This is a genomic window from Novimethylophilus kurashikiensis (assembly GCF_003112435.1).
GTDB lineage: Bacteria > Pseudomonadota > Gammaproteobacteria > Burkholderiales > Methylophilaceae > Novimethylophilus > Novimethylophilus kurashikiensis.
The window spans coordinates 102,655-123,794 of record NZ_BDOQ01000018.1; the positions used below are offsets into that span (position 1 = coordinate 102,655).

A 21,140-nucleotide genomic window follows, 5' to 3' on the forward strand; every position below is an offset into this window, starting at 1 on the left:
CAAGTTTCAAATTCTACGACACTAGACGGTTTTTGAAGTTCGGAGAATTGTTTTGCAATTAGCCCTGTTTGACCTGGATAACACCCTGCTGGCCGGCGACAGCGATTTCGAGTGGGGACAGTTCCTCATCAGCCAAGGTGTGCTCGATCGCGAGTTGCACTTGGCGCGCAACCTCCAGTTTTACGAGGATTACAAGGCCGGCACGCTCGATATCCACGCTTTCCTGGAATTCCAGCTCAAGCCCTTGTCCATGCATGCACGCAGCCAGCTCGATGCCTGGCACGACCTTTACATGGAACAGAAGGTGCGGCCGATGATGACCGACAAGGCGCGCGCATTGATCGAGAAGCACAAGGCCAACGGCGACCTCATGGTGATCATCACGGCCACCAATAGCTTCGTGACCAATCCCATCGCCCGGGAATATGGTGTAGAGCACCTGATCGGCACGGTACCGGAGGAAGTGGGCGGTGAATTTACCGGCCGCGTCAGCGGCGTGCCCAGCTTCAAGGAAGGCAAGGTGACGCGTCTCAACCAGTGGCTGGCCGAGCGCGGACAAAAGCTGGAAGATTTCGAAACGACGTGGTTCTACAGCGATTCGCACAATGATTTGCCGCTGATGAAGATGGTGCAGCAGCCGGTGGCGGTCGACCCCGATCCGCAGTTGAAAGCGTATGCCGAAGAAAATGGCTGGCCGATTATGAGTTTGAGGTAAATAAAAAAGGGCGCTGACAGCGCCCTTTTTTATTATTGTGCAGGTTGTTATTTGTGCAGGATGACTTCCAGCACAAACTTGCTGCCGAGATAGGCCAGGAACAGCACCACAAAGCCCGATAGCGTCCACCGCACGGCCGTCTTACCGCGCCAACCGGCTTTCCAACGACCCAGCAACAGTCCGCCGAAAATCATCCAGGCAATGATGGAAAATACCGTCTTGTGATTGAACACCAACGGCTTGTGAAAGAGCTGCTCGGAGAACAAGATGCCGCTCGCCAGGGTCAACGTTAGAAGCGAGAAGCCCAGTTTGATGATCTGGAACAGCAGGTTTTCCATGCTGATGAGCGGTGGAAAATCGGGAAGACGGAACAGCGTTGGCTTGCGATGCAGCGCACGCTCCGCTCCGGCCATGAGCAACGCATGCAACGCCGCGAAGGTGAACAGGCTATAGGCGGTAAAGGCGATCACCAGATGCAGGCGGAACAATGGCTCTGCCGCGTAGGAAAGCTGGTGCGTTTCCGGCAGCGCCCATTGCAGCAGAACGAAGAGCGCCGTAGGCGGCAGCACGAAGGCTTGCAAACGGTGCAAATCGTGACGCAGGCTGGCACCCCAGTAGATGAGCGAAGTCAGCCAGAAAATGGCCGAGATGGCGTTGGTCAGCCCGAGATTCATGCCTTCCGCGACAAAGATGCTGCGGTAAAGCAGCCAGCCGTGGATGACTAGTGCACCCGAAACTGCGACCTGCGACCAGGGCGTTGCAATTTCGGTACGGCGCCAATATAGCGCCGCGACAGCGAGGTAGATTAGTGCAGCCAGCAGATAAGGCAGGAAATCAGGCATTCTTCGGTTAAAATTGTAGGACAGACAACTATAGCATGAGCGCAAAACGGCGCGTATGCGAAGCCACCATCAGCCATGTTTGAAAATCTCACCGGACGTCTTCAGGACGTCATCAAGAATCTGCGCGGTCAGGCACGCCTGAGCGAGGACAACATCCAGGACGCCCTGCGCGAAGTGCGCATGGCCTTACTTGAGGCCGATGTAGCGCTGCCTGTAGTGCGCGAGTTCGTCGCCCACGTCAAGGAACGCGCCCTCGGCCGTGAAGTGCTGCAAAGCCTCACGCCGGGCCAGGCCCTTATCCAGGTGGTGCACGAAGAACTTACCAAGCTCATGGGCGGGGAGGGCAAGGGCCTCAACCTCGCCGCTGTGCCGCCCGCCATCGTCCTCATGGCCGGTTTGCAGGGTTCGGGCAAGACCACCAGCTCCGGCAAGTTGGCGCGCCTACTCAAGGAGCAGAAAAAGAAAGTCCTGCTGGTGAGCGCCGACGTTTACCGTCCCGCCGCTATCGAGCAATTGAAGACCCTCGCGGCGCAACTCGATACCGATTTCTTCCCGTCCGATCCGTCGCAAAAACCGGTCGATATTGCCCATGCAGCGCTCGATCACGCCAAGCGTCATTTCTACGACGTGATGATCTTCGACACCGCCGGCCGCCTAGCGATCGACGAAGTCATGATGGACGAGATCAAGCAGTTGCATGCCGAGCTCAACCCCATCGAAACCCTGTTCGTGGTGGACGCCATGCAGGGGCAGGATGCCGTCAACACGGCCAAGGCGTTCTCGGAAGCATTGCCGTTGACCGGCGTCATTCTCACCAAGCTGGATGGCGATGCGCGAGGGGGCGCGGCGCTTTCCGTGCGCCACATTACCGGTGCCCCGCTCAAGTTCATCGGCGTCAGTGAAAAAGTCGACGGCCTGGAGCCTTTCCACCCCGAGCGCATGGCTTCGCGCATCCTCGGCATGGGCGATGTGCTCTCGCTCATCGAGCAGGCGCAAAAGAACGTCGATATCAACGAAGCCAAGAAACTCGCCGAGAAGGTTAAATCCGGCAAGAGCTTCGATCTCAACGACTTCAAAGCCCAGATGCAGCAAATGCGCAACATGGGCGGCATGGGGGCCCTCATGGACAAACTGCCCGCCCAATTCGCCCAAGTCGCAGGCAAAGTCGACAGCGAAACCGGGGAAAAGGCCATGCGCCGCCTGGAAGGCATCATCAACTCCATGACCCCGCTGGAACGCACCAAGCCCGAACTCATCAAGGCCAGCCGCAAACGCCGCATCGCTGCCGGTGCTGGCGTGCAAGTGCAGGAAGTCAACCGCCTGCTCAACCAGTTCGAGGAGATCCAGAAGATGATGAAAATGTTCTCCAAGGGCGGCATGGGCAAGATGATGCGCGCCATGCAAGGCCGCTTCCCCGGCATGCGTTAAACGATTTGACCGGGCGACCACTTTCCTAGATAATGGCGCCCCTCTTGGGACGGTAGCTCAGTGGTAGAGCAGCGGACTTTTAATCCGTTGGTCGTGGGTTCGACCCCCACCCGTCCCACCAGTAATGATGCGGCTCACAGCAATGTGGGCCGTTTTCATTTCAGCGTCTACATTTTTATGTAGGCATGGTGTAGGAAAATCCGGTCAACACTCAACCGACATCACCCAATCCTGAAAATCAGGTTTCCCCAGTTGCAAAAAAGCTAGTTATAGGTAGGATTGAAACGCGGTTATTCGTATCCACTGTATGCCTGAACTATCTAATACGATTCTCATTATTGTGAACTGGGATTAAATATGATGAATCTTCAGCAATTAATATTTTTAATTTCCTTCTCTCTACCAGTATCGGCACTTGCAGCAAATCAAATTGGCGATTGGGTACTAAACGATGGCCTAGAGGGGGTAAAAATCGCCAACGTGACCAATAGTGATGGCTCTACTGCCGGAGTGATTTGTAATACTAATTCCTGTGATGCTTACTTCACTACATCATCAAATAGAGCATGTGATAACGGTGACAAATACCCAGTTCTCATCAATTCTTCAGTAGGAGCTGCGGCCGTAAATTCCGTCTGTAGAGAAATAGGTAATATAAAAATAATGCAGTTGACCGATACTAATGCGGCTATTTCAGCTTTTGAATCTGGTGGAGATTTTGGTATTGCCCTGCCACTTGCGAGTGGGAATTTCCGTAGCGCGAGATTCAGCACTAAGGGAGCGACGCAAGCGATTAGGTGGGCTAGTACACCATCCCCCGTATCGTCTAAACCCTTTAATAACAAATCCTACGATGAGACATTCTAGGCGGCTATAACGTCTCCACATTAGCCGACATTTTCCAGCGATTTCTTTTGCTCTCTCAGTAGCTTTGAAAGCTCGCGCAATTGCTGCCGTAATCCCCCTTTATAGCCATTTTGAGAAACTACCGCTTTACCCTCTGACGTTTTCGGGCCGGTGGATTGTTGCCACGGTTTCCACCTCCTGATTAGCTCCGATTGCAGTCGCCGTGCTTCTGGTGTCCATCGCGTCATATTTCTGCCCCTCGATTAGTTTGCTTTGCTCTTATTGAATTTCCCCCGCGTGCGCGTGCGTGTTGGTCGTGTTATTCACTTGTTGCGGCCCGTTTGCAATATTGGTCTGTTTAGTTACAAGAATCTGCCGGGGATATTTCAACTCGACTAGCGCCTGTATCGTTGCCCGGCTTTGGGCTTGTGCCTTGAGCGCTAAGTTGATATGCGTTTGGTATTGCTTCAAATACTCTTGCGCTTGACCCTTACGCATTAAGCTAACAAACATTGTTTGCAGGGCTTGGGCTTGTGCCACCAGCATTGCTTCCATGCCTGCCATATCGCCGGATTGCACCGCCTTAATGCTTTCCCTCAATTCGGTTATTAAATCTGGCAAGCCAGCCTCAGGAAACATCGTCTTATTAAACGATTCCATTGCAGCAGCCCCCACAATATCGGCCCTTACTGAACTTTTTGCCTGTTGCTCCGGGTTGAGCTTGTTCTTATTAGGCTTTGCCGGTTTGGTATTCTTGGTCGTCATCTCGATTTCCTTTCGACTTGTATAGAGTGGTATTACTAGAAGGTGTCCGTTGTACGGATAAGGGAAACCACTTAAATATCCCGCATATATCCGATGTACGGATATACGGGGATAGCTTCTTATCCGGTGTGCGGATATATGAAGTGGCCTATTTATCCGCCCTACGGACAAGACGTGGTATTTTTTTCAAGTGGTGGATTTCTCATGCGTTGGTAATGCGCCTCCCTTGTTTGCGGTGCTGGTGGGATTCGCTTGGGCTTTGTCGCCACTGGTGGTTTCCAGTGAGCGTATGCACCACGTGGCCATGCTTGCGGAGATATTTCCAGCCCCTTGATGTCGTCTAGTGCATACCATGTCAGGCCGTACCAACTCGCCTTGTTTGGTCGCAAACCCTGTACGGTTTGCACTAACAGGTCGTGAGCTATCAATTCGGCCTTGGCTTTGCTTAACGCCTCCGATGACGTCCAGCCTCGCTTTTCGCTCATGTAACGCCATGAAGCCAGCAGCATGCCGTTGTTGGTTAGGTTGTACTGCATGGCAACGTCGTAGAGCAGTTTTATAGCGTTACCTGACAGGGTGAGATAGGCTGGACTGTTTAAAACGACGTGAGGCACCAGCAAAACAGCCCCGTTGGCACCATCACGCTTCCGCTTTGCTTCTTTTAAGGGGATTCTTGCCATTTATCGCACTCCCCGGGTTTTCAGCCACTCGGCAATCTTGCGGCGGTCGGAATTGCTGAGGTGATAAACGCCCGGTTTGCATGGTCGACCATCACGGTCAATAGCATCGATACGAGTGCAAGGTAGATTGAGGCCACGACGACGTAACTCCGCTACCAGTTCTGGACCGTTACTGCACCCCGCAACGTGGTCTAGGTGTTCACGGCGTTGCGGTCTGGTCATCAATGCCTGTATTGCACGAAGATGTCGCGGATTATCTGTTCCGCTAAATTTGCCGGTGGTAAAATGGCACTTGTCTAGGGCGCTCTCGAATGCTGTTTGGTTCGGGGGCGTTTTCATTTTGCACCCCCTTCCAGTAGATTGCGGATTTCTGCAACTGGCCACGCAAGGCGGCCATTGATACGGATGGGGCGGATAGGGCCATTCTCCAGACAGGCCCAGGCGCGTAATGTCTGGGATGCACGGTTTATGTGATAAGCACAGCAATCAGTGGGAATATGGGAGCGAGTTTCCTGCTCCAGTGGAGGGAATTGTTGAGTCATATATTTCTCCAGCGCCTCTCGGCGTTTGGTACGTGATTTGGTGTCCGCTGCGCTTCTTAATTCACCGCATCACGCTGTTAATGTATTCAGCGGAATACCTTGATGATATCCCGCAAAAACAATTCAACACATTGAAATATATGATGTATTAGGTATTAGCTGGCCTGAAAAATACCTACTCTGTAATCATCTGGCTTGATACGATTTTTTCGATGTTGGGCAGCAAGGATTTTGACTTTCTGCTTTACAGTCGATTCTGCATAGACATGATGATGCTTAAGGATATATTGCGTTATTTCGCCATTGCTCCATTGCCAACCCGGCTTGTCGGGAGCTGAAAATAGGTCGTTAATGGCTTTCTCCAGCACTGCATGATTACTCTTAGCTTTTTTCTGCCGCGCCTCGGTGCCTTTCATTCGACCATTATCAAGTATTGTTTTCTGAGTTTCCGCAGCTTGAATCTTGTCCCAATTCGCCAACAGTGCTGAAAGCGCGCCATTCTTTCGTGCTGTTTCTATTGTTGATTTATTGGAAGCAATTATCTCGCCCTGCATTTTCACCAACTCAAGCGCTTCATCCCATTTTGCATTCACGCGGCCATACCAGAATTCAGCAAGCGCCCAATTTAAAATCTTTGCCTTGTCAGAGAGTTTGCTGAACCATTCAATCCGGTCTACGTGGGTTGAACACCATTTCGAGAATTCGGCCTCAGTCTCTTTATCAGAAAATAACGGTTTCGCTTTACTCATAGCACCCCTTCAAAGTGCAGCCGTCAATCAGGAAACCGCGCCAAGCTGGTGAGGGTTCCAGTGGTTCTGGAGCCACCCTGGGGGGGCTTAATCGTCATCAGTTAGCGGTTTCCCGTTGGCATCCATTCTATAAAGACCCGAAAAACAAAGCAGTTTCACCCCATCAGTACCAGACAATTCGGGTTACTAAAAAACAATAAGGTTACGGTTTTTCAATTCCTTTTGTGTATTCCTCAATATGAAGTGCAAAAGCAACGTCAGCATGGTATGCCTTGTCAGAAGGGAAAAAGTACATGTTTCCTGTCTTGGCGCACTTAATCCATTTGGCTGCATTCTGGCTAGACAAGCCGCATATTTCTCTGATTTTCAGCTCATCAGGGTTAATTGATACGATTGATTCAATATATCTATTTTCTGTAATCATAAATTTATTGTGTTGCTAGCTAACAACTCTAAGTCCTAGTTGTACAGGAGGCACAAAATCAACCCCGGCCTGCTCTAGTATCCACGCCTCGATTTTGATGTGCCACATACGCAACAGGTCTAGCGGACGGCGTCGGTAATGTTTTTCTGCAATCGCACTTGGCTTGTGGCCCATGATTTGTGCAGAAATGCCGGTGGGCACTTCCACCCATTCGCACAACGTACCAAAAGAACGGCGCAGGCCATGCAAGGTCAGGTGAGGTAGCCCGGCCAAAGCTACCGCCCTGTTGTGAGCAGTGCGAGGTTCTGCTAATCGCCCCTTTTCAGAAGTGCGACTGTAAAACACCCACGGGGACGGCTTGAACTCTTCCCCGCGCTGGGTCATCTTGCGCAACTGCCTCACCGTGGGAGACGTTGCATTGCGGCGTTTCAAATCAAGCAGCAGGGACGCTACATAAGGAGTTAATGGTATAACGCGCTGGCCTTCCACTTTGTCCCTAATGGTCAGGCTTTGCCACTTGAAATCAATATCTTCCCAGCGTAATCCAAGCAATTCTTCACGCCTTGCACCAGTCAGCAGCAGGGCTTGCAGATAGGAACTGATAACGGGGTTGTTCAGCTTGCGCACAGCATCGAACCAAGACGCTAATTGTTCACGCTGCAAGCAATCATCTTTGGTCTGGCCTTTGGGGATGGCCTTACGTACTTCCTGAGCCTTATAGGCATCTACTCCAATAAGGCCACGATATTCCGCTTTGCCCTCGGTCCAGCGGATGAAAGCCCGTAGTAGTCGATAACTCAGGGCCGTGCTGGTCGGTCTAAACTTGGATTCTTCGGTCAGCCATGCGGCCAGATTCTCGCTTGTAAGGTCGGCAAGGCGAACTGATAGCAACGATGCCAAAGGACCTGCGACCGTCTCACCATCGCCGCGTTTCTTCTTCTCGCCACCAGCAGCGGAAAGGCGCACATGGTCATCCATGTGACGCTCACCCCATGATGATTTATTGGCCTCTATATACGCAGCCCATGCCTCACCGAAAGTTACCGTCTGCCTCGCCAGTTCTGCATTCTTGACCTCGTTGGCGGCTTTCTGTTGGGCCTTTTGATGGCGCGGGTCTATGCCTTTATTTGTGAGTGCCTTGTAATCGCTGGCGATTTCCTGTGCCTTGCCGATGGAGTAGGTGCGGACGTCGCCAATCGTTATGCGCAGGGTCTTACCATGAAGGCGCGACTCGAATATGTAGGACTTGGCGCCAGCAACAGTTACGCGCAAGCCTAAGCCGGGTGTTTTAGCATCCCAAAAGATTTTTTGCTGTTTGTCAGGTTCGCACTTGAACTTTGCTATGCGGTCAGCAGTGAAGTTTTCTTTGCTCTCTACCTTTTTCATCGCCTTAGCCTTGTATGTAGGCATGGTGTAGGCAAATTGTATCAACATTATGGAATGGAGTAGAATGTTTTTTGACCGGGAAATGCAAATTAATAACTGTTTTATATGGTTTTTATTGGTTTTTAGAAATACCAATCAACACAGGTGAATACGTAATTTTCAGGACTTTTAATCCGTTGGTCGAGGGTTCGACCCCCTCCCGTCCCACCAGTAATGATGCGGCTCACAGAAATGTGGGCCATTTTCATTTGTAATCATCCAGCCTGCCGCAGACTTTGCCAATTGGCGAGTCCCGCATACAGGGTTAAGCTTGAGCCGGTGAAACGGGGTGGGGAATACCGGATGGGATGGCTTTATAAGGGTTGGCAAATTCTACGGATAGTCGGGTTGCTGGCTTGCTTTTCCCAGAATGTGGAGGCCGAAGGCAGCCGTTATCCGTTCAAGGTGGAATCCACCCGCATCGGCAACAGTTACCAGATCGTTGCACACAACCAGGGGGCTGCGCCGGTATCCGTAGTGGTGAGCATGACGGATGCGCAAAACGTCTCTTCCGGTCAAACATGGCCGGTGATCGGCGTCGTCCAGCCTTACAGCGAAAAATTCATCGGCATGGCAGGCGCTCGTGACCTGCATCTGGGCTACAGCTTCAAGACTACTGTCAATTATCGGCTGGGCGATTTAAATGCTCATCACGACCCCGCGCAGTTGTACCGATTGCCTTATCTCGACGGCAAAACCTTTACCATCGCCCAAGCGCCCAGCGGACCCATTACCACCCATACCACGCCGGAAAGCCGCAATGCGATCGATATCGCCATGCCGGAAGGCTCGCTGGTGTTGGCCGCGCGGGACGGTGTTGTGATCGATGCGCAAGATGGGTACACGGAAGGCGGCAAAGATCCGCGCTTGCTGTCGCAGGCTAACGATGTTCGCCTGGTGCAAGACGATGGAACCATTGCCACCTATGCACACCTGATGCCGCGAGGCGCCAATGTCAGCATGGGTCAGCACGTCAAGGCGGGAGAGGTGATCGGGTTTGCCGGTTCGACCGGATATTCCAGCGGGCCGCATTTGCACTTCGCGGTGACACGTGTGGTCGAGAATAACGGCGTGTTGTCGGAAATCTCGGTGCCGGTGAGCTTTTACGTCGGCAGCCCGCCGTTGGTATTCGAGCCACGCGCCGGGCTCAGGGTTACAGCCGATTATGTGGCCGCGGTCGACCCTCAGCAGCTTGATAAAACCGTAACGAGCCGGGTGTTGCAGGCTAGCCCGATACCAATGCCGACAGAATCCTCTTCGTTTTCTGTCATCTTTCTGTTTATTGCCAATAACTGGTCTTGGTTGGTCGTACTCATGCTGATTTTCGGCCTGCTGGGAATTTGGAACTGGCTGGAAGCCAGGACCGCCCGGCAAGAGGAAATGATGGAGGAATTACGTAAAACCTGGCGCCAATAAAGACGCATGGGCGTTAGTAGCTGTCCAGATTCGCCATTCGGCGAACCTAATCAATACAGCATGTTGCGGTCGCGACGGGCGAAATCCTCGAACTGGGCGGCGGGGAGCGGTTTGCTGAAGTAATAGCCCTGTACCTCGTCGCACAGCTGCGAACGGACGAAATCGAGCTGGCTTTCCGTCTCCACCCCTTCTGCAATCGTCTTGAGCCCCAGGCTGTGCGCCATCTGGATCACTGCGTTGACGATAGCCTTGTCTTCCGGATCGGTGCTGATATCTCGTACGAAAGATTGGTCGATCTTGAGCTTGTAGACCTTGAATTTCTTGAGGTAGCTGAGCGACGAATAGCCGGTACCGAAATCGTCGATGGACATGCGTACGCCTCGACCATGCAGGTTGTTCATGATGTCGATAGCGGCCACGGGGTCGTGCATGGCGGCGCTCTCGGTGAGCTCCAGTTCCAGGAACTCAGGCGGCAACTGGAGTTCGTCGAGAATCGTGCTGACGAGCTGCGGCAGCGTAGCGTGGCGGAATTGTATGGCCGACAGGTTGACCGCCACGATGATCGGCGACATGCCACGGTCAATCCAGGATTTAAGCTGCGTGAGCGCCGTGCGCAGCACCCATTCGCCGATGGAGAGTATCAGCCCGCTTTCCTCCGCGATGGGGATGAACTCCGCGGGCGAAATAAAGCCGAGTTCGGGGTTGTGCCAGCGCAGCAACGCCTCAGCGCCGATCAGCTTGCCGTCCACAGCCGAAATCTGCGGTTGGTAATACAGCTCGAGTTGGTTGCGCGCCACGGCCTGGCGCAAGGCGTTTTCCACTTCCAGGTTGCGCACCGAGCGTGCTTGCATCTGCGGCGTGAAGAAACAATAGCCGTTGCGCCCGTCTTTCTTGGCGCGGTACATGGCGGTGTCGGCGTTCTTGAGCAGGGTTTCGAAATCCTCGCCGTCGTTGGGATAGAAGGCGATACCGATGGAAGAGGAGACGGTGAGTTCGTTACCTTTTTCATCGATAAACGGCCGGGTGATGGATTCCAGCAGTTTTTCCGCCACGCGCCGCACGCCGTCCTCGTTGCTTTCCGGCAGCAGCAAAATGAATTCGTCGCCACCCAGGCGAGCCACGGTATCTTGTTCACGGGAGCCGTTCTGCAAGCGTGCGGCGATCTCGATCAGCAGTCGATCGCCTACACTGTGGCCCAGCGTATCGTTGATGTTCTTGAAATGATCGAGGTCGAGGAACACCAGTGCAATATGGCCGTTATTGCGCTTGGCCAGGCTGATAGCGTATGCGATGCGTTCTTCCAGTTGGGTGCGATTAGGCAGTCCGGTGAGTGCGTCGAACAAGGCAAGGTAGCGGATACGCGCCTCGGCTTGCTTGCGCTCGGAGATGTCGCGCAAGAACGCGCTGAAAAACACCATGCCGTTGCGTCGGATGGAAGTGATGGAAAGCTCCACCGGGAACTCGCTACCGTCGCTCCGTAGCGCTTCGATCTCGACGCGTTTGCCGCTGGGTTCGTGTTCCAGCGAGGCCGCCAGACGCTGCATGGCTGTAGCATGGGCATGACGATAGCGCTCCGGGATGATGAACTGGCCTAGTTCCTTGCCTAACACTTCCTCACGGCGATACCCGAAGATATCCATCGCAGCGCCATTCCACTCCGTGATCCTGCCCTCGCGGTCGATATTGATCACGGCGTCGATGGAGTTCTCTAGCACCAGTCGAGAACGCTCTTCGCTGGCTTTGAGTTCCAGTTCGAGCTGGTAATGGTCTTTCTCCAGCTTGAAGCGGCCCAGGGCATGGCTGATATCGACGGCCATCTCGATCAGCAGCTCTTGGGCCTGGGTATCGAAAGCGCCCTGCTTGCTGGAGTATAGATTGAACGTCCCGACGATTTCTCCGTTGCAATGCAGCGGTAGGGAGGCTGACGCTTGCCAGCCGTATTTTTCCGAGCGCTCGCGCCACATCAGGGTCGCGTCATTGCGGAAATCCTGGCACCAGACGGGCCGCATCTCCCGAAATGCCCTGCCGGTAGGGCCGCTACTGCCTGGCATATGGGTGTCGATGGCGATTTCCAGGTTTTCCAGGTAATCCACCCCGTCGCCGTAATAAGCGACGGGTCGTAGAACCTGATGGGCGGGATCTTTCATCCCGATCCAGGCCATTTTCATGCCGCCATGCTCAACCGCATCGCGGCAGACGAGCGGCAATAGCTCGGTTTCTGACTGGCAGCGCACGATAGCCTGGTTGCACTGGCTGAGTGCAGCATAGAGCTGGGTGAGCCGCTGGTTGGCGGCTTCGCTCTCCTGCCGCTGCGAATCAATCTGGTTGAGGTTGTGGCGGGTTTGTTCCAGCCAGCCGGTAATGCTGTTCTCGGCGCTATCGGGTACCGGAATGGGGGTCGAAAGATCGCCTTTGCCGAGCCGCACGATGCGGGCATGCAGATCGTCCAGATGGCTTCCCAGCGTCATCTTGAGCGCCCGGAGTACGCGCCAAAGCAGGAACACCAGTAACACCCCGAGGGCGACCAGCAGCATCAGTACCTGCTGAGCCTTCTCCTCCGAGGCATGCACCATGCTCAAGGTACGATTGTCCATCAACGTGTAAAACTCGCTGATGGGCTGCATGATGCCTGCCTTGGCGCGGTGATAGGCGGTGTCATTGAGTTGTTGCAGGGCTCGTAGGCGCTGCGATTCCTCGTGTGAGGATTCGACCAGGGCCATGGCGTTGTATTCGGTCTTGGTGAGGGCATCGGAGCGTAATTTGGCTTCCTGCAGCTTGGCAAATTCGGGGGCGGTAAAGCCGAGGTCGCGCATGCGCTGGAGCAATGGAACCGCCGGACCATAAGGCCTTGGCCGACGGTCGTCTTCCAGTACCAGATCCCAATAGATGTGATCGTAGTTGACAGGCCGCGGCTTAACGCCGTTACGAATGTCCAGGATTTCCTGATAGTGCTGCTTGTAACGCGCTTCGCCAATGGCGACATAAGTGCGCGCCATCCGGGTCAAATCGTCTGAAGATTGGCGCAGTTCGTCCGCCAGCTGGTACGACTGGTAGCGGATTTCGCTGGCGATATCGATCTGCTTTTGGGCGCGGATGTATCCGACAAAAGTGACGGAGAATGCCACGAATGCAACCAGCGTAAGCCACAGGCTCAGCAGGAACGGAGACAGCTTGTTGAAAGGCGCCAGTTTTGGTGTCATCGAAGCTTGCTGAGCCGAGTAGGGAAAGTCTTACGCTGAGGCTCAACAGTAACAGCGGGGCGGCGCCAGTTCAATAGCACGACCGCCATGGTGGCGGAAATGCGTTCGAAAAATCGGCGGAGGGAGGGTGGCTACTTTCATGCAATACCGCGGGTTAAACGTCCTTTAGCCGCTTATTCCGATGGGTAGCCATTGTTGCGATAGAGCACGTAGTTGTTCTTGCCTGCATTCTTGGCTTCGTACAGTGCGAGGTCGGCGTGTTGCAGCAAGCTTTCGACATCGGTGCCGTCAGCGGGAGATAGCGCAATGCCGATACTGGTCGTCACGTGGGCTTCAATATCGTCGATGGGGTAGGGCTCTGCCAGTGCCGCTACGATCTTCGTGGCAACGAGTTCCGCTGCGGTAACGGACTCGACTTCCGGCAGGAAGACCACGAACTCATCACCGCCCAGCCGCGCCAGGAGATCGCTGTTGCGAATGCTGGATTTGAGCCGCTGGGCGACGATGCGCAGCAGTTCATCGCCGACGTCATGTCCGTAGGTATCGTTGACGGCCTTGAACCCGTCCAGGTCCAGGAACAGCACCGCAGCGCAGCTGTTGCGCCGTGCTGACAGGGCGAGCAACGCAGTCGCCTGGATCATGAGGTGACGACGGTTGAATAACCCCGTCAGCGCGTCGGTATGGGCAATGGTGTCGAGCTTGCGCATCATTTCACCCTTGAGCCGTAAGCCGTAGAACACTGCGCCGCTGATGCCGAGCAGAATGATGGCGGTCAGGATGCCCAGTGCCGTGACCAATTCCTTGAGATGCTGGGCGGCGTTGCGGTCCAGGGTTTCACGCTCGCCCAAAAGCCGTTGTTCCTCGGCCATGAGATCGCCGATGCGGCGGCGAATCTCCAGCATTTCCACCCCCTGCATCTGAGTCATCATCGCCTGTGCCTCATTAAAGCCTTGGTCTTGCCGCATGTTGATGAGGTATTGCGACTTGTTGATCTTCTGGGCGATATGCGGCAGCAGGGCGCGAATATTTTCCACCTGCCGCGGGTTGTCGGCTGTCAGGTTCATGAGCGTGCGTACATCGAGGTCGAGCTTTTGTAGCGATCGATTGTAAGGGTCGAGGTATTCGGGGCGGCCGACGATCAAGTAGCCGCGCGTCCCGGTTTCGATATCGACGACGTCCACCAGCAGCGTCTCTAGCTGTGCCAAAACCTGGTGCGTGTGGGATACCCAATTGCGCGTATTGGTAGTGTTGCCCACGAAGCGAAACAGCAGGGCGGATTCGGCCGCCAGGGCAATCAGGAAGATGCCCACTCCCAGCACCATCAGTCGTTCGGTGAAATTGCCTATGTTTTTTACACCCATTGATTTTTCTCTGAGGCAGTTCGTTAAAAGTCGATCATTATCCCATTCATTGCAAAGTCGGCATCCATCGACGTTATGAGTTTCGGCCTGAGCATGGGTTCAATTTTTCCTCGATTCGCCGAACTTACCCTGATCGGGCCGGGTCGTACGGTTTTCCGACCCAAGGAGGAACGAGATGGATGCTGCTATTCATGCAAATGTTCAAGGCAAGCGCGTGGCCGTCCTCATGACCGATGGTGTGGAACAGGTGGAATACACCGGACCGCGGCGTTTTCTGGAAGATCATGGAATACAGGTCACGCTGGTCTCGCCCAAAGCGCGCGGCGAGGAAGTACAGGGGTTCAATCATTTGAGCATGGGCGACCGGTTCCCGGTTGAGCTGGATGTGCGGGACGCCCGTCCCGGGGATTTCGACGCGCTGGTGCTGCCGGGCGGCGTGGCGAATCCGGATCGGCTGCGGCTTAGTACCGAGGCCATTACCTTCATCCGCGAATTCGCCCGCGAAAACAAGCCGATCGCTGCGATTTGCCACGGTCCCTGGACCTTGATCGACGCCGGCATTGCCCAAGGCAAGCGCATGACGAGTTGGCCCAGCCTGAAGGAAGACCTGCGTAACGCCGGTGCCGAATGGACTGATGCACCGGTCGTGGTCGACGGCAAGCTGGTCACCAGCCGCAAGCCGGATGACATCCCGGCCTTCGACGAAGCCTTGTTGCGGGAACTGGAGGCGGTGAAGGTGTGACGCTCCTTATATGAGGAACACAGCGCCACCGCCGGTCTCTAATTTAATATCAACGTCATGAGGAGGAACATCATGCCAGCAGGTGCTAGTCCTAAACGTGAACACGAGTACAAGAAGCTGGAGAGCAAGTTCGAGAAAGAACACCGTTATCCCGGCCGTGAGGAAGAAGTTGCTGCCCGTATCGTCAATAAGCAGCGCAAGGAACACGGCGAAACCAAGGCGCAGAAAAAAGCCAAGTAATCCAGCTTTATTCATTACAACGATTTTTTAGTTTTTTGATCAAGGATTTCAAGTAAGGGCTCGGACGAGCCATTTTTGTTGTGGGACGGATTTTGATTACGGTCGTCGTCTTGCTGGTGATTCATAAAAAACAAGCCGTTACTGAGCAGTAACGGCTTGTTTCGGCGGATGGTATTTTTGGATGGCCATCCATTTCAGATAGCATCGCGTTGCACGGTGTTATATATCGGTAGCGGGGTACCGATCAGACCGGAACGATCCGGTGGGTATACATTGTTATGGCTGATCGCCTTTCGCTGTTTCGATAATCGCCTCCTTATGTAAGTTTGGCTTTCAAATCGATAGAACGCAGTTCTTTTATACGCCGATTTGGAGGTGAGTTCAACGGTCGGTAACAGGATTTTCCGCAGGATTTTTCTCAACGCTGGAATGCCATTTCGGAATCGAAACAACAAGCCCTTATACTTGTCGAATGATTGCTTACGATACTGCATTGATTTTATTACTGGCCCTGGTGTGTAACGCGTTGGGTTCGGTGTGCTTTAAGAAAGGTGCGAGCCGTCCCCGACCCAACGGCCATGCCGGCAAAATCAGGCGGCTGCTCGCTTTTGCTGCCGACATGCTGAGCAATCGCATGGTGCTGCTGGGCTTATTGTTGCAAATGGGCGCGATTATCGGCTGGCTGGCGTTTATTTCCCGTGTTGCACTGAGCTTTGCCTTTCCCTTGAGCAGCGTCAGCAATGTCGCCATCTTGCTGGCTTCGCATTATTTATTAGGCGAATACATCAGTCCGCGTCGCTGGAGCGGAGTGATGCTTATTCTGGGCGGTATCGCACTGATTGCGAACGCCTGATCCGGCAATCTCCTCCCAGACTGGCCACCGCACGCCGGCTTGGGAGGACGGGCGCGGTTGATCGCGTGTTGGCTGCTTCGATAGACCCATCGGAAGGAGCGCATCGTGGTGAACATCAAAAGGTGTTGGCATAAGGTAGCAGCCAGTAAATCGGTCACGAAAGGCCAGCCATGCTGACCCGTCTCGGTTTGAGCCGGGACGACCGCATCCTCATCCTCGCCGTTCACCCCGACGACGAAACCCTGGGCGCTGCAGGCCTGATGCAACACGCCAAGAACATAGGCGCCGACATCAAGGTCATCTTCATCACCAACGGCGACAATAATCCCTGGCCGCAGCGGCTTTTGGAAAAGCGCTGGCGCATCGAATCGGACGATCGTCGCCGCTGGGGCCGCCGCCGCAAGCAAGAGGCGCTGACCGCCCTGGAGAATTTGGGTTTAAGCCCCGCTCACGCCCAGTTCTGGAACTTGCCAGACCAAGGCATGACGGAGCTTCTAATGACAGCAAGCGAGCCGATGATCGAGCGCCTGGCCGAGATGCTTGCGCTGTGGCGCCCCACGCTGCTCGTCGCGCCGTCCCTTCAAGATACGCATCCCGACCATAATGCCGTGGCCGTTCTGGCCGACCTCGCATTGAAACGTGCGCCGGTGGCGTTGCAGCCTCGGTTACTGGCTTACCTCGTCCACGGCAGGCAAGTATTCACTACCGACGAATCCCGTATCGCGCTTTCAGCACAGCAACAGGAAAACAAGCACAGGGCGATTCTCAGCCATTACACCCAGGTGGTACTTAGTCGCAGCCGCTTCCTGAGATTTGCACAGCCCCAGGAAACCTTTCTCCATGTCGCCGACATCGGCCGGTTCCAGTCCCAGCATCCGCTGCAGGAAGTAACTTTCGGCGACCATGCAGTGCAAATCCGGGTGCGAATGCGCCGTTGGCTGCGCTGGTTCGGCAAGCCGGCGCTTTCGCTCATCGGCGCCACGCAAGGCATGCCTTCCATGCGGTTGCGGATAAGCAGGGGAGTCCAGCCGGTGATGAATGCTGTCACAGGAGAATCGTTGGGAGAGGCTCGGGTAGATTTTGAAGACGGCGTGGCGATGGTGGAGTTGTCGCGAGAGCTGATGCAAAACCATTCCCACCTCTATTGCAAGCTGGAACGTCGGGGCGGGATGTTCGATCTTGCCGGGTGGCGTCCGGCAATGCCGGCGAAGACGCGAGCATCGGCTCCGGTCATCGGCATTATTCCCTGCTACAACGTGGCGGAATTTTGCGAGCCGGTGATCCGCCAGACCATGCGTTACGTTGATCATCTCATCGTCATCGACGACGGTTCAGCCGACGAGACCGGCGCAGTCCTGGCGCGGCTCAAGGCGCAGATGGCGGGCAAACTCAGCGTGTTGACGTTCCCCGACAACCGCGGCAAGGGTGTCGGGCTGATGGCGGGTTTCTGCGAAGCGCTCAATCGCTTCGATTTCGAGGTGCTGGTCACGCTCGACGGCGATGGCCAGCATCCTCCTGCAGAAATCCCCAAACTGGTACAAGCCATCCGGGACGGGGCCGACATGGCGATCGGAGGCCGCGATCTCTCCCGCATGCCGGCCCGCAGCAAGTTCGGCAACACGGTGGTGAGCAGCCTCTTGCACTGGCTGCATCCTCACGCGCCGGAAGACACGCAATCGGGGTTGCGAGCGTTCAACCGGGAATTCACCGAAACCATGGTGCGCAACGTGACCGGCAGCCGCTACGAGACGGAAATTCAGGTGCTGCTGCTGGCGTTGTCGCAGCGCCGCAAGATCGTCAACGTACCCATCCCGACGATCTACATCGATAATAATCGCTCCTCCAAATTCCGCCCGGTCACGGATTCGGTGCGCATTCTCTATGCGCTGCTGGGCTGGGAGCTTAACCACAGCGGACGCTCCAAGTCTTAATGAGGACGGCGCTCAGCATCTATCGGCATTTGTTGCGGCTGGAGTTCTGGCGCTGGAAACGCGTCAATTACTATGTGCTGGCGCTCTTCGCGGTGTTGCTTGCGCTGGATACGGCGATCCAGCTGCTGTTCAAGGTAGGGGTGACACACCAGGGCATATTCCCGCTGCATTCGCTGTCGGCCGCCGCTGCTTACCTGGCACGAATCGCCAACGAACCTATGATCTGGCTCGGGGCCGTGGGCATGGTGCTGGCGTTTCTGACCTGGCTCGCCATCATCGCGCGCATCGAGCTCAGCAAGGCGCACCCGGCCACGGCGTTCTCTTATGTGACCGTGACCCTGGCTTCGGGGATATTCCTGCATGAAGACGTTTCTGTGCTCAAGATCGCGGGGATTTTGCTTATCATGCTGGGGGTCTACCTGGTGGCCGAGTAAAGTCTAGAAGCTGTTTTTAAAATTTGCGAGGAGGATTGGCTGCAAGGCGCACGGAGCGCAGGAGCCGAGACAGTACTATAGTACGGCGAGGTTACGAGCACCGCGCAACGCCGCAGACGATCCTCCACAGCAATTTTTAAACAGCTTCTTAAAGCTTCACGTCTTCCAGCAGGAAATCCTTGAACGCCTGACCGGCCGTCGACAACCGTTTTCCCTTTCGATGCACCACGTACCAGTGGCGCACGATGGGAAAATTCTGCACGTCCAGCACCGTCAGCCGACGTGTTTCCAATTCCAGAGATACTGTGTTGAGTGAGAGTATCCCCAGGCCCATGCCGGCCTGGACTGCCTGCTTGATGGCCTCGTTGGTGCTCATCTCGGTGCCGGTAGTAAGGCGGATGCCGCGTTCGGCGAAGAATCGCTCGGTGGTGATGCGCGTGCCCGAGCCTTGTTCTCGCACCAGGAAGGTTTCCTCGGCCAACCGCGAGAGCGGGATATCTTGCTCGTGCGCCAGCGGATGGTCGATGGGCGCGATGATGGCGAGACGGTTTTCCATGAAGGGGGTCGCATCCAGATCCAAGCCGTCGGGCGGACGGCCCATGATGACCATGTCGGTTTCGTTGTGCGTAAGCCGATGCAGCACGTTCTCGCGGTTGGTCACGCTGAGGCTGACCTTGGTCTCCGGATGACGTTGGCAGAACACGGCCAGGAGGTGCGGGGTGATATAGCTCGCCGTGCTGGCGACGCTGATGGAGAGCTTGCCGCTCATGCCCTTGAAATCGTCCAGCATGGCCTCCGCCTCGGCCAATTGCTGCAGGATGTTGCTGCAATACTGCCCGAACTCCTTGCCCGCTTCCGTAAGGTAGATTTTCTTGCCGAGCTGCTCGAAAAGCGGCACTCCCACGCTTTCTTCCAGTTGCTTTATCTGCATGGAGACGGCGGGCTGCGTCAAATGCAGCGTGGCGGCCGCTCGTGAATAGGAAAGATGACGGCTCACCGCATCGAATACGCTGAGCTGGCGCAAGGTGACATGTAGCATAATAAAAATCTTATCATAACTATCAAAATATCTGACTGTTACTTATGATTTGATCTGGGTATAGTGCCCCTCATAACCACATTTCTCGTGGACAGTTATTCACAATTTTGAGGAGCGCAATAATGGATCAGTCGGCTCGGTATTCCGATCTCAGCCTGAAGGAAGAAGATCTCATCAAGGGTGGCAAGCACATCCTGGTCGCCTATAAGATGAAGCCGAAGTCCGGCCATGGCTACCTGGAAGCCGCCGCCCATTTCGCCGCCGAATCCTCCACAGGCACCAACGTCGAAGTTTCCACCACCGACGATTTCACCAAGGGCGTGGACGCGCTGGTGTACTACATCGACGAAGCCAACGAGGACATGCGCATTGCCTATCCTCTGGACCTGTTCGACCGCAACGTTACCGACGGCCGCATGATGATCGTCTCTTTCCTGACGCTGGCAATCGGCAACAACCAGGGCATGGGCGATATCGAACACGGCAAGATGATCGACTTCTACGTGCCTGAACGCGCCATCCAGCTGTTCGACGGCCCGGCCAAGGACATCAGCGACATGTGGCGTATTCTCGGTCGCCCCATCAAGGACGGCGGCTATATCGCCGGCACCATCATCAAGCCCAAGCTGGGCCTGCGTCCCGAGCCGTTCGCACATGCGGCCTACCAGTTCTGGCTGGGCGGTGATTTCATCAAGAACGACGAGCCGCAAGGCAACCAGACCTTCTGCCCGATGAAGAAGGTGATCCCTTTGGTCGCCGATGCGATGAAGCGCGCCCAGGACGAAACCGGCCAGGCCAAGCTGTTCTCGGCCAACATCACCGCTGACGACCACTACGAAATGTGTGCTCGTGCCGATTACATCCTGGAAACTTTCGGCGCTGACGCCGACAAGGTGGCCTTCCTGGTCGACGGTTACGTCGGCGGTCCAGGCATGGTGACCACGGCTCGCCGCCAGTATCCCAACCAGTACCTGCACTACCACCGTGCCGGTCACGGTGCTGTCACCAGCCCGTCCGCAAAGCGCGGCTATACCGCTTTCGTATTGGCCAAGATGAGCCGCCTGCAAGGTGCTTCCGGCATCCACGTCGGCACCATGGGCTACGGCAAGATGGAAGGCGAGAACGACGACAAGAACATTGCCTACATGATCGAGCGCGACGAAGCTCAAGGTCCGGTCTACTACCAGAAGTGGTACGGCATGAAGCCCACGACCCCGATCATCTCTGGCGGCATGAATGCGCTGCGTCTGCCCGGCTTCTTCGAAAACCTGGGCCACGGCAACGTGATCAACACGGCTGGCGGAGGCTCCTATGGCCACATCGACAGCCCGGCAGCCGGTGCAATCTCGCTGCGTCAATCGTACGAGTGCTGGAAGTCCGGCGCCGATCCGATCGAGTTCGCCAAGGAGCACAAGGAATTTGCGCGTGCGTTCGAGTCGTTCCCCAAGGACGCCGATAAACTGTATCCCGGTTGGCGCGAGAAGTTGGGTGTGCATAAGTAATCCGGG

Annotated in this window: 20 protein-coding genes and 1 tRNA gene; 11 read left to right on the forward strand and 10 right to left on the reverse strand. The window is 55.2% G+C overall.

Annotation, left to right across the window (positions count from 1 at the left end; genetic code table 11):
* The first annotated feature begins 52 nt into the window (after positions 1-52).
* Positions 53-715, forward strand: coding sequence for a histidinol-phosphatase (locus NMK_RS14790; protein ID WP_109016532.1), 663 nt, complete (start codon positions 53-55; stop codon positions 713-715).
* 47 nt (positions 716-762) lie between these two features.
* Here the strand turns inward: NMK_RS14790 and NMK_RS14795 are convergent, their stop codons facing one another.
* Positions 763-1,557 carry a cytochrome C assembly family protein gene (locus NMK_RS14795; RefSeq protein ID WP_109016533.1) on the reverse strand — a complete coding sequence of 265 codons (795 nt, stop codon included), beginning with the start codon at positions 1,555-1,557 and terminating at the stop codon, positions 763-765.
* A 75-nt stretch (positions 1,558-1,632) separates the two neighbouring features.
* On the opposite strand from NMK_RS14795, the gene ffh reads away from it, so the two are divergent.
* The 3 genes from ffh to NMK_RS18340 all read left to right on the forward strand — a co-directional run bounded on the left by ffh (position 1,633) and on the right by NMK_RS18340 (position 3,852).
* Complete coding sequence (ffh, locus tag NMK_RS14800; protein ID WP_109016534.1) at positions 1,633-2,985, forward strand: signal recognition particle protein; 1,353 nt, start codon at positions 1,633-1,635, stop codon at positions 2,983-2,985.
* 46 nt (positions 2,986-3,031) lie between these two features.
* Positions 3,032-3,106 (forward strand) — tRNA-Lys (locus tag NMK_RS14805).
* A 236-nt stretch (positions 3,107-3,342) separates the two neighbouring features.
* A complete protein-coding gene (locus NMK_RS18340) occupies positions 3,343-3,852 on the forward strand; it encodes a hypothetical protein (RefSeq protein WP_146187218.1) in 510 nt (169 codons plus the stop codon).
* A 258-nt stretch (positions 3,853-4,110) separates the two neighbouring features.
* Here NMK_RS18340 and NMK_RS14815 read toward each other — a convergent pair whose 3' ends face one another.
* The 6 genes from NMK_RS14815 to NMK_RS14845 form a co-directional block, all read right to left on the reverse strand.
* A complete protein-coding gene (locus NMK_RS14815) occupies positions 4,111-4,596 on the reverse strand; it encodes a hypothetical protein (RefSeq protein ID WP_109016536.1) in 486 nt (161 codons plus the stop codon).
* A 161-nt stretch (positions 4,597-4,757) separates the two neighbouring features.
* Entirely contained in the window at positions 4,758-5,276 is a 519-nt protein-coding gene (locus NMK_RS14820; protein ID WP_181376302.1) for a hypothetical protein, read from the reverse strand.
* Entirely contained in the window at positions 5,277-5,498 is a 222-nt protein-coding gene (locus NMK_RS14825; protein ID WP_227871519.1) for a hypothetical protein, read from the reverse strand.
* Between the two features lie 475 nt (positions 5,499-5,973).
* Positions 5,974-6,567: a hypothetical protein gene (locus NMK_RS14835; RefSeq protein WP_109016539.1), complete on the reverse strand. Its 594-nt coding sequence runs from the start codon at positions 6,565-6,567 to the stop codon at positions 5,974-5,976.
* 202 nt (positions 6,568-6,769) lie between these two features.
* Positions 6,770-6,991 carry a hypothetical protein gene (locus NMK_RS14840; RefSeq protein WP_109016540.1) on the reverse strand — a complete coding sequence of 74 codons (222 nt, stop codon included), beginning with the start codon at positions 6,989-6,991 and terminating at the stop codon, positions 6,770-6,772.
* A 15-nt stretch (positions 6,992-7,006) separates the two neighbouring features.
* Entirely contained in the window at positions 7,007-8,377 is a 1,371-nt protein-coding gene (locus tag NMK_RS14845) for a tyrosine-type recombinase/integrase (RefSeq protein WP_109016611.1), read from the reverse strand.
* 342 nt (positions 8,378-8,719) lie between these two features.
* Here NMK_RS14845 and NMK_RS14850 point away from each other — a divergent pair, with 342 nt between their 5' ends.
* Positions 8,720-9,832 carry a M23 family metallopeptidase gene (locus NMK_RS14850; RefSeq protein ID WP_181376303.1) on the forward strand — a complete coding sequence of 371 codons (1,113 nt, stop codon included), beginning with the start codon at positions 8,720-8,722 and terminating at the stop codon, positions 9,830-9,832.
* Positions 9,833-9,882: 50 nt separating this feature from the next.
* On the opposite strand, the gene NMK_RS14855 is transcribed toward NMK_RS14850, so the two are convergent.
* Positions 9,883-13,032 (reverse strand): sensor domain-containing phosphodiesterase, encoded by a 3,150-nt coding sequence (locus NMK_RS14855; RefSeq protein WP_109016542.1) that lies wholly within the window; start codon positions 13,030-13,032, stop codon positions 9,883-9,885.
* A gap of 173 nt (positions 13,033-13,205) precedes the next feature.
* Positions 13,206-14,393, reverse strand: a complete 1,188-nt coding sequence (locus NMK_RS14860; RefSeq protein ID WP_109016543.1) for a diguanylate cyclase domain-containing protein — start codon at positions 14,391-14,393, stop codon at positions 13,206-13,208.
* Positions 14,394-14,568: 175 nt separating this feature from the next.
* Here NMK_RS14860 and NMK_RS14865 point away from each other — a divergent pair, with 175 nt between their 5' ends.
* The 5 genes from NMK_RS14865 (at position 14,569) to NMK_RS14880 (ending at position 18,593) form a co-directional block, all read left to right on the forward strand.
* Positions 14,569-15,135, forward strand: a complete 567-nt coding sequence (locus NMK_RS14865) for a type 1 glutamine amidotransferase domain-containing protein (protein ID WP_181376304.1) — start codon at positions 14,569-14,571, stop codon at positions 15,133-15,135.
* Positions 15,136-15,207: 72 nt separating this feature from the next.
* Positions 15,208-15,375 carry a hypothetical protein gene (locus tag NMK_RS18560; RefSeq protein ID WP_181376305.1) on the forward strand — a complete coding sequence of 56 codons (168 nt, stop codon included), beginning with the start codon at positions 15,208-15,210 and terminating at the stop codon, positions 15,373-15,375.
* A gap of 493 nt (positions 15,376-15,868) precedes the next feature.
* Positions 15,869-16,228, forward strand: coding sequence for an EamA family transporter (locus tag NMK_RS14870; protein WP_146187219.1), 360 nt, complete (start codon positions 15,869-15,871; stop codon positions 16,226-16,228).
* A gap of 170 nt (positions 16,229-16,398) precedes the next feature.
* Entirely contained in the window at positions 16,399-18,159 is a 1,761-nt protein-coding gene (locus NMK_RS14875) for a PIG-L family deacetylase (RefSeq protein WP_109016545.1), read from the forward strand.
* Positions 18,159-18,593, forward strand: a complete 435-nt coding sequence (locus NMK_RS14880; RefSeq protein WP_109016546.1) for an EamA family transporter — start codon at positions 18,159-18,161, stop codon at positions 18,591-18,593. Before NMK_RS14875 ends, NMK_RS14880 begins: the two co-directional genes overlap by 1 nt.
* Positions 18,594-18,741: 148 nt before the next feature.
* Here the strand turns inward: NMK_RS14880 and NMK_RS14885 are convergent, their stop codons facing one another.
* On the reverse strand, positions 18,742-19,632 hold the full coding sequence (locus tag NMK_RS14885; protein WP_109016547.1) for a LysR family transcriptional regulator: 891 nt from the start codon (positions 19,630-19,632) through the stop codon (positions 18,742-18,744).
* A 122-nt stretch (positions 19,633-19,754) separates the two neighbouring features.
* Here NMK_RS14885 and NMK_RS14890 point away from each other — a divergent pair, with 122 nt between their 5' ends.
* Entirely contained in the window at positions 19,755-21,134 is a 1,380-nt protein-coding gene (locus NMK_RS14890) for a ribulose-bisphosphate carboxylase (protein ID WP_109016548.1), read from the forward strand.
* The last annotated feature ends 6 nt before the right edge of the window (positions 21,135-21,140 follow it).